The organism is Streptomyces sp. NPDC048411 (assembly GCF_040704695.1).
Lineage (GTDB): Bacteria > Actinomycetota > Actinomycetes > Streptomycetales > Streptomycetaceae > Streptomyces.
Map to the genome: position 1 here is coordinate 1 of NZ_JBEZKL010000153.1, position 17,046 is coordinate 17,046.

13 protein-coding genes are annotated in these 17,046 nt (G+C 70.3%); 4 read left to right on the forward strand and 9 right to left on the reverse strand.

Going from position 1 to position 17,046, the window contains the following annotated elements; all coding sequences use genetic code 11:
* Window positions 1-32: 32 nt before the first annotated feature.
* The 5 genes from AB0915_RS33640 to AB0915_RS33660 form a co-directional block, all read right to left on the reverse strand.
* On the reverse strand, window positions 33-1,688 hold the full coding sequence (locus tag AB0915_RS33640) for a DEAD/DEAH box helicase (protein WP_366694667.1): 1,656 nt from the start codon (window positions 1,686-1,688) through the stop codon (window positions 33-35).
* A 217-nt stretch (window positions 1,689-1,905) separates the two neighbouring features.
* Window positions 1,906-2,109: a cold-shock protein gene (locus AB0915_RS33645; RefSeq protein WP_003969786.1), complete on the reverse strand. Its 204-nt coding sequence runs from the start codon at window positions 2,107-2,109 to the stop codon at window positions 1,906-1,908.
* A gap of 249 nt (window positions 2,110-2,358) precedes the next feature.
* The gene (locus AB0915_RS33650) at window positions 2,359-3,516 is read right to left on the reverse strand and encodes an acetyl-CoA C-acetyltransferase (RefSeq protein ID WP_366694668.1); all 1,158 of its coding nucleotides are present in this window, start codon (window positions 3,514-3,516) and stop codon (window positions 2,359-2,361) included.
* A gap of 34 nt (window positions 3,517-3,550) precedes the next feature.
* A complete protein-coding gene (locus AB0915_RS33655) occupies window positions 3,551-4,162 on the reverse strand; it encodes a TetR/AcrR family transcriptional regulator (RefSeq protein ID WP_366694669.1) in 612 nt (203 codons plus the stop codon).
* 55 nt (window positions 4,163-4,217) lie between these two features.
* A complete protein-coding gene (locus AB0915_RS33660; RefSeq protein ID WP_366694670.1) occupies window positions 4,218-5,000 on the reverse strand; it encodes an SDR family oxidoreductase in 783 nt (260 codons plus the stop codon).
* Window positions 5,001-5,087: 87 nt separating this feature from the next.
* Here AB0915_RS33660 and AB0915_RS33665 point away from each other — a divergent pair, with 87 nt between their 5' ends.
* From AB0915_RS33665 to AB0915_RS33675, 3 genes are read left to right on the forward strand one after another with little or no spacing between them, the layout of a single operon-like run.
* Complete coding sequence (locus tag AB0915_RS33665) at window positions 5,088-5,249, forward strand: hypothetical protein (protein WP_366694671.1); 162 nt, start codon at window positions 5,088-5,090, stop codon at window positions 5,247-5,249.
* Window positions 5,249-6,394, forward strand: coding sequence for an acyl-CoA dehydrogenase family protein (locus AB0915_RS33670; protein ID WP_366694672.1), 1,146 nt, complete (start codon window positions 5,249-5,251; stop codon window positions 6,392-6,394). The genes AB0915_RS33665 and AB0915_RS33670 overlap by 1 nt, the downstream gene beginning before the upstream one ends.
* A complete protein-coding gene (locus AB0915_RS33675) occupies window positions 6,394-7,380 on the forward strand; it encodes an acyl-CoA dehydrogenase family protein (RefSeq protein ID WP_366694673.1) in 987 nt (328 codons plus the stop codon). The genes AB0915_RS33670 and AB0915_RS33675 overlap by 1 nt, the downstream gene beginning before the upstream one ends.
* A 121-nt stretch (window positions 7,381-7,501) precedes the next feature.
* Here the strand turns inward: AB0915_RS33675 and AB0915_RS33680 are convergent, their stop codons facing one another.
* Both AB0915_RS33680 and AB0915_RS33685 read right to left on the reverse strand, forming a co-directional pair.
* Window positions 7,502-8,101 (reverse strand): HutD family protein, encoded by a 600-nt coding sequence (locus AB0915_RS33680; protein WP_366694674.1) that lies wholly within the window; start codon window positions 8,099-8,101, stop codon window positions 7,502-7,504.
* Window positions 8,098-8,817, reverse strand: a complete 720-nt coding sequence (locus AB0915_RS33685; protein WP_366694675.1) for a VWA domain-containing protein — start codon at window positions 8,815-8,817, stop codon at window positions 8,098-8,100. Before AB0915_RS33685 ends, AB0915_RS33680 begins: the two co-directional genes overlap by 4 nt.
* Before the next feature lie 200 nt (window positions 8,818-9,017).
* On the opposite strand from AB0915_RS33685, the gene AB0915_RS33690 reads away from it, so the two are divergent.
* The gene (locus tag AB0915_RS33690) at window positions 9,018-9,953 is read left to right on the forward strand and encodes a rhomboid family intramembrane serine protease (RefSeq protein WP_366694676.1); all 936 of its coding nucleotides are present in this window, start codon (window positions 9,018-9,020) and stop codon (window positions 9,951-9,953) included.
* Window positions 9,954-10,107: 154 nt separating this feature from the next.
* Here AB0915_RS33690 and AB0915_RS33695 read toward each other — a convergent pair whose 3' ends face one another.
* On the reverse strand, window positions 10,108-11,568 hold the full coding sequence (locus tag AB0915_RS33695) for a glutamate synthase subunit beta (RefSeq protein WP_366694677.1): 1,461 nt from the start codon (window positions 11,566-11,568) through the stop codon (window positions 10,108-10,110).
* Window positions 11,561-16,162 (reverse strand): glutamate synthase large subunit, encoded by a 4,602-nt coding sequence (gene gltB, locus AB0915_RS33700; RefSeq protein ID WP_366694678.1) that lies wholly within the window; start codon window positions 16,160-16,162, stop codon window positions 11,561-11,563. Before gltB ends, AB0915_RS33695 begins: the two co-directional genes overlap by 8 nt.
* Window positions 16,163-17,046 lie beyond the last annotated feature (884 nt).

The following is a 17,046-nucleotide window of genomic DNA, read 5'->3' on the forward strand; positions in this document are numbered from 1 at the left end:
CCGGCCCCCCGCCCCCCGCACCTCGTACGCGGCTACGCCGCCCTGCGACCCCGCGCGGCTCCGCTGCCATTGCTTCGCCCGGAGCCTCCCGCGCGCCCCGAAGCCGCGCCCGAACCGTTGCCACGGCCCGCGCCGCCGGCCCGCGCCGCGCCGCCACCCTGCGTGGCCCCGGCCCCGGCCCCGGCTCCGCTTCCGGCGCCGGACCCACCGCGTCGGCCCCGGCCTCGGCTGCCGGAACGGAACGGCGCACCGCCTCCGGTTCCACCGGCCCCGCCCGACCGCGTGCGCGGCTTCGGCTGGGTCGGCTGGGGGACCTCGACGACGACCGCGATGCCGGACGGCTCGCGCGCCCCGGTGATCCGGCTGAGTTCCTCGTCACTGGACTTGATCCGGGTGGTTCGCGGCGCGATGCCCGCGTCGGCCATCAGCCGGGTCATCTCCCGCTTCTCCTCCGGCAGCACCAGGGTGACGACGCTGCCCGATTCCCCGGCACGCGCCGTGCGACCGCCGCGGTGGAGGTAGTCCTTGTGGTCCGTCGGCGGATCCACGTTCACGACCAGGTCGAGGTCGTCGACGTGGATGCCGCGGGCGGCCACGTTCGTCGCGACGAGTGCGGTGACCTGACCGTTCTTGAACTGGTCGAGCGTCCGGTTGCGCTGCGGCTGGGAGCGACCGCCGTGCAGTGCGGCAGCCCGGACACCGCTGGCCAGCAGCCGCTTGGCGAAGCGGTCGGCGGCACGCTTGGTGTCCACGAACATGATCACGCGGCCGTCGCGGGCCGCGATCCTGGTGGCGATCACCTTCTTGTCGGTCTCGTCGGCCACATGCAGCACGTGGTGCTCCATGGTGGTGACGGCGCCCGCGGAGGGGTCGACCGAGTGCACGACCGGGTCGGTCAGGAACATCTTGACCAGCCGGTCGATGTTCTTGTCCAGGGTCGCGGAGAACAGCATCCGCTGACCGTCCGGCTCGACCTGCTTGAGCAGTCCGACGACCTGGGGCATGAAGCCCATGTCGGCCATCTGGTCGGCCTCGTCGAGAACGGTGATGGACACCTGGTCGAGTCGGGCGTCGCCGCGCTCGATGAGGTCCTTCAGCCGGCCCGGCGTGGCGACGAGCACCTCGGCGCCGCGGCGCAGCGTGCCGGCCTGCTTGCTGATCGACATGCCGCCGACGACGGTGGCGAGCCGCAGGTTCACGGATGTCGCGTACGGCGTGAGCGCGTCGGTGACCTGCTGGGCGAGTTCGCGGGTCGGGACGAGGACGAGTGCCAGCGGGGCGCGCGGCTCGGAGCGGCGTCCGGCGGTGCGGGCGAGCAGCGCGAGGCCGAAGGCCAGGGTCTTGCCGGAGCCGGTGCGGCCGCGGCCGAGGATGTCCCGGCCTGCGAGCGAGTTCGGCAGGGTGGCGCCCTGGATCGGGAACGGATCGGTGACGCCCTGCGCGGCAAGGGTTTTCAGCAGGGCGGCGGGCATGTCCAGCTCGGCGAACGCCTCGACGGCGGGCAGTGCGGGGGTCATGGTTTCGGGCAGGGCGAATTCACCCTGCGGCGGCGTGGCCCTGCGACGGGGCGACGCCTTGCCGGATCCCTTGCCGGAACCCTTAGCGGTTGCCTGTGCCTGGGCCGTGCCGCGCCCCCTCGACGGGCGGGTGGTGCGGGCGGGTCGGTCCTGGCGTTCGGAGCGGGTCATACGGAATTGCCCTCCTGGGGATTCCTGGGAACTACTGGGGACTGCTGGGGACTCTACGGAGCGCGCGTACCGGCTCGTGAATTCTCGGTCAATGTTCGAGAATTTCGGTCGTATGTGCGTACGCGCGGGACTCTCGGCGCCCTTCCCCGGGACAGCACAAGCCGGGGCCCGCACCTTCACGGTGCGGGCCCCGGCTGCGAGGTACGCGTCGCGGCAATTAGGCCGGGACGATGTTCTCCGCCTGCGGGCCCTTCTGGCCCTGCGTGACGTCGAAGGAGACCTTCTGGCCCTCCTGGAGCTCACGGAAGCCCGAGGTGGCGATGTTGGAGTAGTGGGCGAAGACGTCGGCGCCGCCGCCGTCCTGCTCGATGAAGCCGAAGCCCTTTTCCGAGTTGAACCACTTCACGGTTCCAGTAGCCATGTCATTCTCCTCAAGAGGTGCAGTGCCGGAAATCCGCACTTTACGAATTCCAAGTCGCCGCATTGAGCCCCATCCGGAGAAAGCCGGAAAACAATAATGCGCCTGAGGAAGCATTCCCGTCAGGCGCACATAAAGTTCATGGGTACCAAAACTGCAACTGGACCACCGTAGCACGTTCTGCCGACCAGCGGTGGATCTTTCCACGCCGCGGGTCGGCGGACTCCCGCGGAGACCTTGACGGCAACCGGTTCACAGCCGTTCGATGATCGTCACGTTCGCCTGGCCGCCGCCCTCGCACATGGTCTGCAGGCCGTAGCGGCCGCCCGTGCGTTCCAGTTCGTGCAGCAGCGTCGTCATCAGCCTGGTGCCGGTGGCGCCGAGCGGGTGCCCGAGCGCGATCGCTCCGCCGTTGACGTTGACCCGGTCCGGGTCGGCACCGGTCTCCTTCAGCCAGGCCAGCACGACCGGCGCGAACGCCTCGTTGATCTCGACCAGGTCGATGTCGTCGATGGTCATGCCGGCCTTCTTCAGTGCGTACGCGGTGGCCGGGATGGGCGCCGACAGCATCCGGATCGGGTCCTCGCCGCGCACCGAGAGGTGGTGGATGCGGGCGCGCGGGGTGAGGCCGTGTCCGGCGACCGCGCGTTCGGAGGCGATGAGCATCGCGGCGGCCCCGTCGGACACCTGGGAGGAGCAGGCTGCGGTGATCGTGCCGCTGTCCACGACCGGCTTCAGCGCGGCCATCTTCTCCAGGGTGGTGTCGCGGCGCGGCCCCTCGTCGACGGTGACGCCCCCGTACGCGACGGTCTCGCGGACGAAGCGGCCCTCGTCGATGGCGCGGATCGCCCTCCGGTGGGAGCGGAGCGCGAACTCCTCCATGTCCCGGCGGCTGATGCCCCACCTCTCGGCGATCAGCTGGGCGCCGTGGAACTGGTCGACCGGCTGGTCACCGTACCGGGCGCGCCAGCCCTCGCTGCCCGCGTACGGGCCTTCGGTGAGGCCGAGGGGTTCGGCGGCCCGGCGGGAGGCGAAGGCGATCGGGATCTGCGTCATGTTCTGGGTGCCGCCCGCGACGACCAGGTCCTGGGTGCCGGAGAGGACGCCCTGGGCGGCGAAGTGGACGGCCTGCTGCGAGGAGCCGCACTGCCGGTCGACGGTGACGCCGGGGACCTCCTCGGGCAGTCCCGCCGCCAGCCAGCAGGTCCGGGCGATGTCGCCGGCCTGCGGTCCGACGGTGTCGAGGCAGCCGAAGACGACGTCCTCGACGGCCGCCGGGTCGATGCCGGTGCGCTCGACGAGGGCCCTCAGCACATGGGCGCCGAGGTCAGCGGGGTGGACGGCCCCGAGGCCTCCCCCGCGCCGACCGACCGGGGTGCGTACCGCTTCGACGATATAGGCCTCGGCCATGACTGCCGCTCCTTGAGAGGTCCGTGGGTGTGGGTTACGTACGCAGAGCGATGCCGTCCAGCACCATCGAGAGGTACTGGCGGGCGATTTCCTCGGGGCTGTGCTGTCCGCCCGGCCGGTACCAGGACGCCGCTACCCAGACGGTGTCGCGGACGAACCGGTAGGTGAGCCGGATGTCGAGGTCGGCGCGGAAGACCTCGGCGGCGACGCCGCGTTCCAGTGTGCCGAGCCAGGCCTTCTCGAACTTCTGCTGGGAGTCGACGAGATAGGCGAAGCGCGGCTGGGTGGCGAGGTGTCTGGACTCCTTCTGGTAGATGGCGACGGCGGCGCGGTGCCGGTCGATCTCCCGGAAGGACTCGGTGACGAGCGCCTCGATGGTCTCGCGGGGGCCGAGTCCGGCGGCGAGCACCGCGTCGTAGCCCTTCCAGAGTTCGGTGAGGAAGGTGGAGAGGATCTCGTCGACCATCGATTCCTTGGAATCGAAGTGGTAGTAGAGGCTGCCCGCGAGCATCCCGGCCTCGTCCGCGATCTTGCGGACGGTGGTGGCGTTGTATCCCTGCGCGGCAAAGACCTCGGCGGCGGTGTCGAGGAGTTCGCGGCGCCGCTCGGGCGAGGGGGTCACCTGGGGCTTCTTCTTGGTAGGCACCCGCCCATTCTCCGCCCGTGCGATGCCCCTCGCGGACGCGTCGGCGGGGGCCCGGTCAGGCATGTTGGCTGCTGACCGGGACGACCTCGCCCGTCATGTACGAGGAGTAGCCGCTGGCCAGGAAGACGATGACATTGGCGACCTCCCAGGGTTCGGCGTACCGGCCGAACGCCTCCTTGCGGGTCAGTTCGTCGAGGAGTTCGGCGGAGGTGACCTTCACCAGGTGCGGGTGCATGGCGAGGCTGGGGGCGACGGCGTTGACCCGTACGCCGTACGCGGCGGCCTCCACGGCGGCGCACCGGGTGAGCGCCATGACGCCCGCCTTCGCCGCGGCGTAGTGGGCCTGGCCGCCCTGGGCGCGCCAGCCGACGACGGAGGCGTTGTTGACGACGACGCCGCCGCGGCCCGCGGCCCTGAGGGAGCGCAGGGCGGCGCGGGTGCAGCGGAAGGTGCCGTTCAGGGTGACGTCGAGGACCGTGGACCACTGTGCGTCGGTCATCTCGGTGAGCTCGGCGGTACCGCCGAGCCCGGCATTGTTGACGACGATGTCGAGACCGCCGTGGGCCTGTTCGGCGTGCGCGAAGAGGGCCTGGACCTGGGTCTCGTCGGTGACGTCACAGGGTAGTGAGGTGACGCGTTCGGCGCCGAACGCGTCGGCGAGCGTCTGTTCGGTCTCCCCCAGGCGGCGGGCATGGGCGTCGCCGAGGGTGACGCGGGCGCCTTCCTCCAGGAATTTACGTGCGGTGGCGCCGCCGATGCCTGCGCCGGCGGCCGCGGTGATGACCGCGGTGCGGCCGGTCAGCAGCCCGTGTCCCGGTATGTACTGCGGTGCGCTCACGCCCGCGCCTCCTCGGTCCCCGGTTCCTCGACGGCCCTCGGGCCCGTACGTTAACCTACCAAACACTTGTTAGGGAAGGATGAGCCGATGCCCCCTGTCCATCACCCGACCGCCGCAGCCGACGGGGCCGGTCCCGGCGGAGCAGGCCCCGAACTGTACGAGCACCGGGGCCCGGACGCGTACGTCACGCCGAACCGCCCCCGTCACCGCAACCCCCCGAACGCGGCGCCGAGGAAGGCGGGCGTCTGATGGACCTGGTCTTCACCGCGGCTCAGGAAGCGTTCCGGGCCGAGGCCCGGCAGTGGCTCCGTGCGCATGTGCCCGCCGAGCCCCTGCCGTCCCTGGAGACCGCGGAGGGCTTCGCCGCGCACCGGGAGTGGGAGGCGCGGCTGCATGCGGACCGCTGGTCGGTCGTCTCCTGGCCGTCCGAGTACGGCGGCCGGGGCGTCGACATCGTCACCTGGCTGATCTTCGAGGAGGAGTACTACGCGGCGGGCGGCCCCGGCCGGGTATCGCAGAACGGCATCAGCCTCCTTGCCCCGACGCTCTTCGACCACGCCACGGACGCGCAGCGGGCCAGGATCCTGCCGTCGATGGCGAGCGGCGAGGTGATCTGGGCGCAGGCCTGGTCCGAACCGGAGTCGGGTTCGGACCTGGCGTCCCTGCGCTCGCGCGCGGTGCGGACGGACGGCGGCTGGCTGCTGTCGGGGCAGAAGACCTGGTCGTCGCGGGCGGCGTTCGCGGACCGGGCGTTCGGGATCTTCCGCACGGATCCGGAGGCGGCGAAGCCGCACCACGGGCTGACCTACTTGATGTTCGACCTGTCGGCGCCGGGCGTCTCGGTCCGGCCGATCGGACGGCTCGACGGCAAGCCGGCCTTCGCCGAACTCTTCCTGGACGAGGTGTTCGTACCGGACGAGGACGTCATCGGGGAGCCGGGGCAGGGCTGGCGCATCGCCATGTCGGCCACGGGCAACGAGCGCGGGCTGACGCTGCGCTCCCCCGGTCGCTTCCTCGCCGCGGCGGACCGGCTGGCGGAGCTGTGGCGCAGGCACGGGGACCCGTCGGACACGGCGGTGCGGGACCGGGTCGCGGATGCGGTGATCGGGGCGCGCGCGTACCAGCTGTTCACCTACGCCAACGCGTCGCGATTCGCGGCGGGTGCGGACATCGGCGCCGAGTCGAGTCTGAACAAGGTGTTCTGGTCGGAGTACGACATCGCGCTGCACGAGACGGCGCTCGACCTGCTGGGCGCGGACGGCGAACTCGCCGACGGGGAGTGGACGCAGGGGTACGTCTTCTCCCTGGCGGGTCCCATCTACGCCGGTACGAACGAGATCCAGCGGGACATCATCGCCGAGCGGCTGCTCGGCCTGCCGAAGGGACGGCGCTGATGAGATTCCTCCTCGACGACGAGCAGCGGGAGTTCGCCCGCTCGCTGGACGCGATGCTGACGGCAGCCGACACGCCCGAGTTGGTACGGGCGTGGGGGGCCGGGGACCACGGGCCGGGGCGGGCACTGTGGGCGCGGCTCGCGGGTGCGGGGGTGTTCGCGCTGGCGGTACCTGAGACGTACGAGGGGGTCGGCCCTCTGCCGGTGGAACTCGCGGTGGCCTTCGCGGAGTTGGGGCGGCATGTGGTGCCGGGGCCGGTGGTGGAGACGGTGGCGGCGGGAGTGCTGCTGAGCCGGGTGGGGGGTCCGGCGGCGAGGGAGTGGCTGCCCCGGCTGGCGTCCGGGGCGGCGCCGGTGACACTGTGTCTGGGCGACGGGGTGTTCGCGCTGGACGCGGATGCGGTGGACGCGGTGTTCGCGGTGTCGGGGGACGAGCTGCGACTGGCCGCCGGGCACGGCCCGCTGCACGTGTCGTCCGACCCGGCGCGGCGGCTGTTCCGTGCCGAACCGGGCGGGCAGCTGCTCGCCTCGGGGCCGCGGGTGGTGGAGGCTGCCGCCGCGGCGGCGGACTGGGCGGCGTTCGCGACAGCGGCGCAGGCGCTGGGCACGGGTGAGGCGCTGCTGCGGGCGACGGTCGAGTACGTGAAGCAGCGCACACAGTTCGGGGTGGCGATCGGATCGTTCCAGGCGGTCAAGCACCGGCTGGCGGACACGTTGACCGGCCTGGAGTTCGCCCGCCCGCTGCTGTACGGGGCGGCACTGGCGCTCGCCGAGGAGGCGCCGCGCGCCGGGGCGGATGTGGCGGCGGCGAAGGTCACGGCGGGCGAGGCGGCCCATGCGGCGGCGCGGGCGGCGCTGCAGTTGCATGGGGCGGTGGGGTACACGGAGGAACTGGACCTGTCGCTGTGGCTGCGGAAGGCGAGGCCGTTGCGGGACGCCTGGGGAGCGCCGGGGGCGTGCCGGGAGCGAGTGGTGGCGGGCGGCTGAAGTACCGGGGGCGTCCGGTGGTCGCTTTGTCCTCAAGCACCGGCAGGGCGATGCTGCCGGTCGCCGGGAGGCTGGGACTGCCCATGACGTCCGGACCGCCGCAGACCGCGGAGGCCCACAACTACCGGATTCCCGGCGCCGGGTAGCAGCCCCGGCCGGCCGGTGACAGGGTGACCAGCAGCGCGTAGCCCTGGGTGCGGAGGACTACGGGTGCCGTGCCGCCCTTGATCAGCACCGCGTCGTAGCGGTCCAGTTCGATGTCCTGGCCTTCGACCTCCGCGCCGTCCTCCAGTGCGACGGCCAGGACCGTGCCGCCCTCCGGCGCCTGCAGTCGCAGGGTGCCGCGTACCACCGCGACCTCCGCCGCCGTACGGTCCCTGCGGTACATCACGTTGAGATTCACGACGGGGCCGCCGAGGAGCCGGCCGTCCGTCTCCAGGTCCCCGGGGAAGTCGTGCGGCCAGTACTGCTCGTCGACGATGTGGTGCTCGCCGCCCACCATGAGGTCCATCCCGGCGCCCTCGACCACGGTCAGCGTGCGGTCGACCCCGGGAAACGAGGAGAACGGCCCGTCCGCGGTCACATCGGCGAGGCTGACCCGCCAGTCGAAGTCGTCCAGCGGTGCGCCCTCGGGGGAAGCGGCGATCTCCCGGGTGACTCCCCCGCCGTTCTTCCAGGGCACGGCCGTGCGGTCGGCCGCCCTCAGCACCCGTGGCATCACTTGACGATCCCCTGCGCCCGGGCCGCGGTCAGCCAGCTGGGGAATTCGGCGACGAGCCGGTCGTACAGCTCGGAGTCCGGAACCTTCCGCGGATCGAGTCCGGCGTGGAAGAAGCCGGCGTTGTCGACGGGGCGCTGTGCGGGCACGGCCAGTTCGTCGAGCTTGTGCAGGAAGTTGAACTGCGAGCTTCGCTTGTTGCCGAAGCCGATGAACTGCCAGAACAGCGGCAGCTTCGCCGCCTTGCAGAGATAGCGCTCCGCCGCGAGCTTGTTGATCGGGCCGCCGTCGGTCTGGAAGACGACGAGCGCGGGCGCGGTCGAACCGCTGTCGAGGTAGTGGTCGATGACCGCATCCATGGCCAGGTGGTAGCTGGTCTTCCCCATGTGTCCGAGACCGGCGACGATCCGGTCGACGCGCCCGACATGGTTGTCGAGGGCTATGTCGGTGACGGCGTCGATGTCCGTGGAGAAGAAGACGACGGGGACGCGACCGTCGTCGTCGAGGTGCGCCGACAGGCCCAGCACCCGGTCGGCGAGGGCTTGGACGCTGCCGTCCTTGTAGTACTCCGTCATGGAGCCGGAGTAGTCGAGCACGAGATAAACAGCCGCACGCTCCCCACTGAGCCGGTGCTTCCGCAGGGAGACCCCGGCGCTCCTGTAATGGCTGACGAGCGCGGGCGCGGTCTCCTCGACCTTGCGGAGACTGATGCCGGCCATACGGGGCTCCGTTCCTGAAAAGGGAGTTACGAGGTTACGTCACCGTGGCGGACCGGCTGCGGCGTTGTGGACGAACCCGGCCGTTCCCGCCCAGGTCCGTGCCCGCACCCGGCCGCGTCCGCACGGCCCTCGTTCGCTATGTTGATCGCCGCCGACCCCCACCGGCCGCCCGCCACCACCCCCTCGTGAAGGAGCCGGCCATGGAGGCCGCTGTCACCACCTGCTACCGCCATCCGTCGTACGAGACGTTTGTGCGCTGCACTCGCTGCGACCGCTACATCTGCCCGGACTGCATGCGTGAGGCCGCGGTCGGCCACCACTGCGTGGAGTGCGTGAAGGAGGGGCAGCGGTCGATCCGGCAGGCGCGCACGGTCTTCGGCGGTGCGGTGCCGAGGACTGCGGTTCCGGTGGTGACGTACGTATTGATGGGCCTGAACATAGTGGCGTATCTGGGCGAGTTGGTGCGCCCCGGGATCGTCGACCGGTTCGGGATGCTCGGCGCGGGTCTGGTCGGACCCCACGGCGGCCAGTACATGTACGAGAGCGGGGACTTCCACGGGTTCCACGCGGTCGGGGTGGTGGACGGCGAGTGGTACCGGCTGCTGACCGGGGCGTTCCTTCACCTTCCGCCGGGCGAGTCGTCCTTCGGTGCCTTGCCGTTCGGGGTGCTGCACATCCTCTTCAACATGTACGGGCTGTGGAATCTGGGCCGGGTCGTCGAGGAGCAGCTCGGCCGGGGCCGGTATCTCGCGCTGTATCTGCTGTCGGCGCTGGGCGGCTCGGTGCTGGTGTATCTGATCGCACCGGACGCCCTGACGGTGGGCGCCTCGGGGGCGGTCTTCGGTCTGGCGGCGGCGTTCTACGTCATCAACCGACGCCTCGGCCGGGACATGCAGGGGGTCAACCGGTTCATGGCCCAGTTCCTGATCTGGATGCTGATATCCGCGTGGTTCACCTCGTGGCAGGGGCACCTGGGCGGGCTGCTGACGGGCGGCATCGTCATGGCCGCGCTCGCGTACGCCCCGGCGAAGCGCCGTACCGCCGTGCAGATCGCCGCGTGCGGGGTGGTCTTCGTGGTACTGGTCGCCCTGGTCGTTCTGAAGACCTCGCAGTTGACCGGCGGCGCCGTGGCGTGAGCGTTCCGCCTGTCCGGTCCTGGCCGGCGCCCCGGCCCCGGACGCGCCACGGCGCCTGCCGAATCGTCCGGTCGGGGACGGGCAGGCGCCGCGTTCAGTTCCGTACGCCGTTGTACGGGACGTCTGTTGTGGTGATGCGTACTGCTGGTGGTGCTCAGACCATCAGGGAACGGTCTGTCGGGCGGATCGGGGCCGGCAGTGCGCTGGCCCCGGTCAGGAAGTGGTCCACGCCACGCGCCGCGGAGCGGCCCTCGGCGATGGCCCACACGATGAGGGACTGGCCGCGGCCCGCGTCACCGGCGACGAACACACCGTCGACATTGGTGGCGTAGTCGCCGTCGCGCGCGATGTTGCCGCGTCCGTCGAGCTCCAGGCCGAACTGCTGGACCAGACCGTTGGCCTGGTCGGTGCCGGTGAAGCCCATGGCCAGGGTGACCAGTTGCGCGGGGATCCGCCGCTCGGTACCGGGCTTCTGCTCCAGCTTACCGTCCTTGAACTCCACCTCGACGAGGTGCAGTGCCTGGACGTTGCCGTCCTCGTCGCCCTCGAAGTGGGTGGTGGAGACGGAGTAGACCCGCTCGCCGCCCTCCTCGTGCGCCGAGGTGACCTTGTACAGCATCGGGAAGGTCGGCCAGGGCTGGTTGGTGTTCCGCTCCTCGCCCGGCTTCGGCATGATCTCCAGCTGGGTGACGGAGGCCGCGCCCTGCCGGTGAGCGGTGCCGACGCAGTCGGCGCCGGTGTCGCCGCCGCCGATGACGACGACGTGCTTGCCCTCGGCGCTGATCGGGGAGACCGTCAGGTCACCCTCCTGCACCTTGTTGGCGAGCGGCAGGTACTCCATCGCGAAGTGCACGCCGTTCAGCTCACGGCCCGGGACGGGCAGGTCGCGGGAGACGGTGGCACCGGCGGCGATGACGACCGCGTCGTGGCGGCGGCGGAGCTTTGCTGCGTCGATGTCCTTGCCGATCTCCACCTCCGTACGGAACTTGGTGCCTTCCGCGCGCATCTGCTCGATGCGGCGGTTGATGTGCGACTTCTCCATCTTGAACTCGGGGATGCCGTACCGGAGAAGGCCTCCGATGCGGTCCGCGCGCTCGTAGACGGCGACCGTGTGGCCGGCCCGGGTCAGCTGCTGGGCGGCGGCGAGACCCGCCGGACCCGAGCCGATCACCGCGACCGTCTTGCCGGAGAGGCGCTCGGGCGGCTGCGGGGTGACGTCGCCGCTGCCCCACGCCTTGTCGATGATCGAGACTTCGACGTTCTTGATGGTGACGGCCGGCTGGTTGATGCCGAGCACACACGCCGACTCGCAGGGAGCCGGGCACAGCCGCCCGGTGAACTCCGGGAAGTTGTTCGTGGCGTGCAGGCGCTCGGATGCGGCCGACCAGTCCTCGCGGTAGGCGTAGTCGTTCCACTCGGGGATGAGGTTCCCCAGCGGGCAGCCGTTGTGGCAGAACGGGATGCCGCAGTCCATGCAGCGGCCGGCCTGCTTGCTGATGATCGGGAGCAGCGAGCCCCGAACGTAGACCTCGTTCCAGTCCTTGACGCGCTCGCCCGCGGGGCGGGTCCTGGCGACCTCGCGCCCGGTGGTCAGGAAGCCCTTGGGGTCAGCCATGGGTCGCCGCCTCCATCATCTTCTCGGTGGTCTCCTGCTCGGAGAGACCGGCGAGCTCAGCGGCTTCCTTGGCGGCGAGCACTGCCTTGTAGGTGGACGGGATGATCTTGCTGAAGCGGGTCACCTCGGTGTCCCACTCGGCAAGCAGCTTCTCGGCGACCGTGGACCCGGTCTCCTGCTGGTGGCGGCGCACGACGTCGTGCAGCCACTGCTGGTCGCTGTCGGAGAGCGCCTCGATCGCGCCGAGGTTGCCGACGTTGACGTTGTCGCGGTCCAGGTCGATGACGTACGCGACACCACCCGACATACCGGCGGCGAAGTTGCGTCCGGTCTCGCCGAGGACGACGGCGTGACCGCCGGTCATGTACTCGCAGCCGTGGTCGCCCACGCCTTCGGAGACGACCGTCGCGCCGGAGTTGCGGACGCAGAACCGCTCACCGGTGCGGCCGCGCAGGAACAGCTCGCCGCCGGTCGCGCCGTAGGCGATGGTGTTGCCCGCGATGGTGGAGTACTCGGCGAGGTGCTCGGCGCCGCGGTCCGGGCGGACGATGACGCGGCCGCCGGAGAGGCCCTTGCCCACGTAGTCGTTGGCGTCGCCCTCCAGTCGCAGCGTCACACCGCTCGGCACGAACGCGCCGAACGACTGGCCGGCGGAGCCGGTGAAGGTGATGTCGATGGTGTCCTGCGGCAGGCCCGCGCCGCCGAACTTCTTCGTCACCTCGTGGCCGAGCATCGTACCGACGGTCCGGTTGATGTTCCGGATCGCGATCTGGGCCCGGACCGGCTGGGCGGACTCGGCACTGTCCGCGTTCAGGGCGTCGGCGGCGAGCTTGATCAGCTCGTTGTCGAGGGCCTTGTCGAGACCGTGGTCCTGCTCGATCAGCTGGTGGCGGACCGCACCCTCGGGCAACTCCGGGACGTAGAACAGGGGCTCCAGGTCGAGGCCCTGCGCCTTCCAGTGCGTGATCGCACGATCGGTGTCCAGCAGCTCGGCGTGGCCGACGGCCTCTTCGATCGTACGGAAGCCGAGCTCGGCGAGGAGCTCGCGGACTTCCTGGGCGATGAACTCGAAGAAGTTGACGACGTATTCGGCCTTGCCGGAGAACCGGTCGCGCAGGACCGGGTTCTGGGTGGCGATGCCGACCGGGCAGGTGTCCAGGTGGCAGACACGCATCATGACGCAGCCGGAGACGACGAGCGGCGCGGTCGCGAAACCGAACTCCTCGGCGCCCAGCAGCGCGGCGATGATGACGTCGCGGCCGGTCTTCAGCTGGCCGTCGGTCTGCACGACGATGCGGTCGCGCAGGCCGTTGAGCAGCAGGGTCTGCTGCGTCTCGGCGAGGCCGAGCTCCCAGGGGCCGCCCGCGTGCTTCAGCGAGGTGAGCGGGGAGGCGCCCGTTCCGCCGTCGTGGCCGGAGATCAGGACGACGTCCGCGTGCGCCTTGGAGACACCCGCGGCGACCGTGCCGACACCGACCTCGGAGACCAGCTTCACGTGAATACGGGCCGCCGGGTTGGCGTTCTTGAGGTCGTGGATCAGCTGAGCCAGGTCCTCGATGGAGTAGATGTCGTGGTGCGGCGGCGGGGAGATCAGACCGACCCCCGGGGTGGAGTGCCGGGTCTTGGCGACCCACGGGTAGACCTTGTGGCCGGGCAGCTGGCCGCCCTCGCCGGGCTTGGCACCCTGCGCCATCTTGATCTGGATGTCGTCCGCGTTGACCAGGTACTCGCTGGTCACACCGAAGCGGCCGGAGGCGACCTGCTTGATGGACGAGCGGCGCGCCGGATCGTACAGCCGGTCGGCGTCCTCGCCGCCCTCACCGGTGTTGGATTTGCCGCCCAGCTGGTTCATGGCGATGGCGAGGGTCTCGTGCGCCTCGCGGGAGATCGAGCCGTACGACATGGCGCCCGTCGAGAACCGCTTGACGATGTCGGAGACGGACTCGACCTCGTCGATGGAGATCGCCTTCCGGTCCGACTTACCGTTCTCATGGGTCTTGAGGGCGAACAGGCCGCGGAGCGTCATGAGGCGCTCGGACTGCTCGTTCACCCGGTCCGTGTACTTCTTGAAGATGTCGTACCGCTTGGTGCGCGTGGCGTGTTGGAGGCGGAAGACCGTCTCCGGGTCGAAGAGGTGCGGCTCGCCCTCGCGGCGCCACTGGTACTCGCCGCCGATCTCCAGCGCGCGGTGCGAGGCGGAGATGCCGGAGACGGGGTACGCCTTGGCGTGCCGGGCGGCGACCTCCTCGGCGACGACCTCGAGTCCGGCGCCGCCGATCTTGGTGGCGGTGCCGTTGAAGTACTTCGCGACGAAGGCCTCGTCCAGGCCGACGGCCTCGAAGACCTGGGCGCCGCGGTAGGAGGCGACGGTGGAGATGCCCATCTTGGACATGACCTTCAGGACGCCCTTGCCGAGCGCGTAGATCAGGTTCCGGATGGCCTTCCCGGGCTCGATGCCCTCGATGAACGTGCCGGCCCGGACCAGGTCCTCAACGGATTCCATCGCCAGGTACGGGTTGACCGCGGCGGCGCCGTAACCGATCAGCAGCGCGACGTGGTGGACCTCACGGACGTCCCCGGCCTCGACCAGCAGACCCACCTGGGTGCGCTGCTTGGTACGGATGAGGTGGTGGTGGACGGCCGAGGTGAGCAGCAGCGACGGGATCGGCGCGTGCTCGGCGTCGGAGTGCCGGTCGGACAGGACGATGAGGCGGGCGCCGTTGTCCATGGCGGCGTCGACCTCGGTACAGATCTGCTCGATCCGCGCGGCGAGGGCCTCACCGCTGCCGCTGACCCGGTAGAGACCGGAGAGCGTGGCGGCCTTCATGCCCGGCATGTCGCCGTCGGCATTGATGTGTATCAGCTTGGCCAGCTCGTCGTTGTCGATCACCGGGAACGGCAGCGTGACGCTGCGGCACGACGCGGCCGTCGGCTCCAGCAGGTTGCCCTGCGGGCCGAGCGTGGAGCGCAACGAGGTGACGAGCTCCTCGCGGATGGCGTCCAGCGGCGGGTTGGTGACCTGCGCGAACAGCTGGGTGAAGTAGTCGAAGAGCAGCCGGGGGCGCTCGGACAGGGCGGCGATCGGCGAGTCCGTGCCCATGGAGCCGAGCGGCTCGCCGGCGGTGCGGGCCATCGGTGCGAGGATGACGCGGAGCTCTTCCTCGGTGTAGCCGAAGGTCTGCTGGCGGCGAGTGACGGAGGCGTGCGTGTGCACGATGTGCTCGCGCTCGGGGAGATCCTCGAGCTCGATCTCGCCGGTCTCCAGCCACTCCTGGTACGGCTGCTCGGCGGCGAGGCCCGCCTTGATCTCGTCGTCCTCGATGATGCGGCCCTCGGCGGTGTCGACGAGGAACATCTTGCCGGGCTGCAGGCGGCCCTTGCGGACCACCTTCGCCGGGTCGATGTCCAGGACCCCGACCTCGGAGGAGAGGACGACGAGGCCGTCGTCGGTGACCCAGTACCGGCCCGGGCGCAGACCGTTGCGGTCGAGGACCGCGCCGACCTGGGTGCCGTCGGTGAAGGTGACGCAGGCCGGGCCGTCCCAGGGCTCCATCATCGTGGAGTGGTACTGGTAGAAGGCGCGGCGGGCCGGGTCCATGGAGTCGTGGTTCTCCCACGCCTCGGGGACCATCATCAGCACCGAGTGCGGCAGCGAGCGGCCGCCGAGGTGGAGCAGTTCCAGGACCTCGTCGAAGGAGGCGGAGTCGGAGGCGTCCGGGGTGCAGACGGGGAAGATCCGGTCGAGCTGCTCGCTGCCGCTGTGCCCATGGCCGGCGGAGCCGAACGCACTCGACGCCAGCTGGGACTCTCGGGCCTTCATCCAGTTGCGGTTGCCCTTGACCGTGTTGATCTCGCCGTTGTGCGCGACGAAGCGGTACGGGTGGGCGAGCGGCCAGCTCGGGAAGGTGTTCGTGGAGAAACGCGAGTGGACCAGCGCAACCGTGGTGGCGAAGCGGCGGTCGGAGAGGTCCGGGAAGAACGGCTCCAGCTGCCCGGTGGTGAGCATGCCCTTGTAGACGATCGTGCGGGCGGAGAGCGAGGGGAAGTACACCCCGGCCTCACGCTCGGCGCGCTTGCGCAGCACAAAGGCCTTGCGGTCGAGCGCGATGCCGGCGCTCGTACCGTCGGCAACGAAGAGCTGCCGGAATTCGGGCATGGTGGCGCGGGCGCCGTTGCCGAGGAAATCGGGGGTGACCGGGACCTCGCGCCAGCCGAGGACCTTGAGGCCCTCCTCGGCGGCGATCTTCTCAAGCTTCTGGACGGCCTCGGTGGAGTCGTCCGCGGGCAGGAAGGCGATACCGACGGCGTAGGCACCGGCCTCCGGGAGGTCGAAGGGGACCTCTGCGCGGAGGAAGGTGTCGGGCACCTGGAGCAGGATCCCGGCGCCGTCACCCGAGTCGGGCTCGGATCCGGTGGCGCCGCGGTGTTCGAGGTTGCGCAGTACGGTAAGCGCCTGCTCGACCAGCTCATGGCTGGCCACACCGGTCAGAGTGGCCACGAACCCGACGCCACAGGCGTCGTGCTCGTTACGGGGGTCGTACATCCCCTGCTGGGCGGGGCGACCATCCATGGGCGACCAGGCGTCGGAACGCATCGGCTCTCCCGTCGTCGTCGTGGCATATGCAGTGCCGAGGGACGACGTTGGCCCTCTGCGAAATTTCATGCAGGTTACATAGTGGGGCGCTTCTCAAGAAGCGGAAAGTCCGTTCCAACATGCGGACACCGCTCGCGGAGCGGCGGGGCTTGGGGTCGCAGTCGGAGGATCGGCGCCCGGGGAGACCGCAGAGAGCAGGCGTCGTTGCCTGCGGTGTCTACGGCTCATGCCCGGCGGAAAAGGAATCGAAACCGCCGAGTAACGGCTACCTATGTGGAGCCTTGTATAGGGACTCATTTTACGTCTGTGAAGGGGTTCCGCCCAGAGGCGGTGGTCACGACGTACGTCACACGGATGGCGCCCGGGTCACGGGCATGATGATCTCCGCGCACACCCCGGACCGTCCACGCGCAATGCCGGACAGGCGCCACAGCCGATCCCGTCCGGTCTGCGAGGGCTTATTGCGAACAAAACGACGAGTGCAGGCCCTGCCACACTCCCATGCGGGGCGAATGGGTCTCCCCGTGCTCGAGCGAAGCCGAGAGTTTGGGGAAGACCGACGGCAGCGCCGCATAGGTGCGTGCCGAACCCCGCGAGCCCAGCGTGATCCGAACGAGCGACCCCAGGGGTTGTCCCGCAATCCCTGACGGATCGGCGCGCGGCGTCGGATGCGGCGCATCGCAAGGCGGAGGGGCATCCGCCCACTGGACGCATTCGGGCGTTCCGGCGGCGCGACGGGGCAAAGCTTGCCGCCCTAGGGCGTGTTTCGAAAGGAGCGTCGTCCGCCCGTAGGGCGGGCCAGGCGGCGTCTGGTGCGTGCGATCGCAAGGCGGAGGCTCGCCCCGATACTGGGCGTATCGGGGCGAGCCCGACAACGCAGCGAG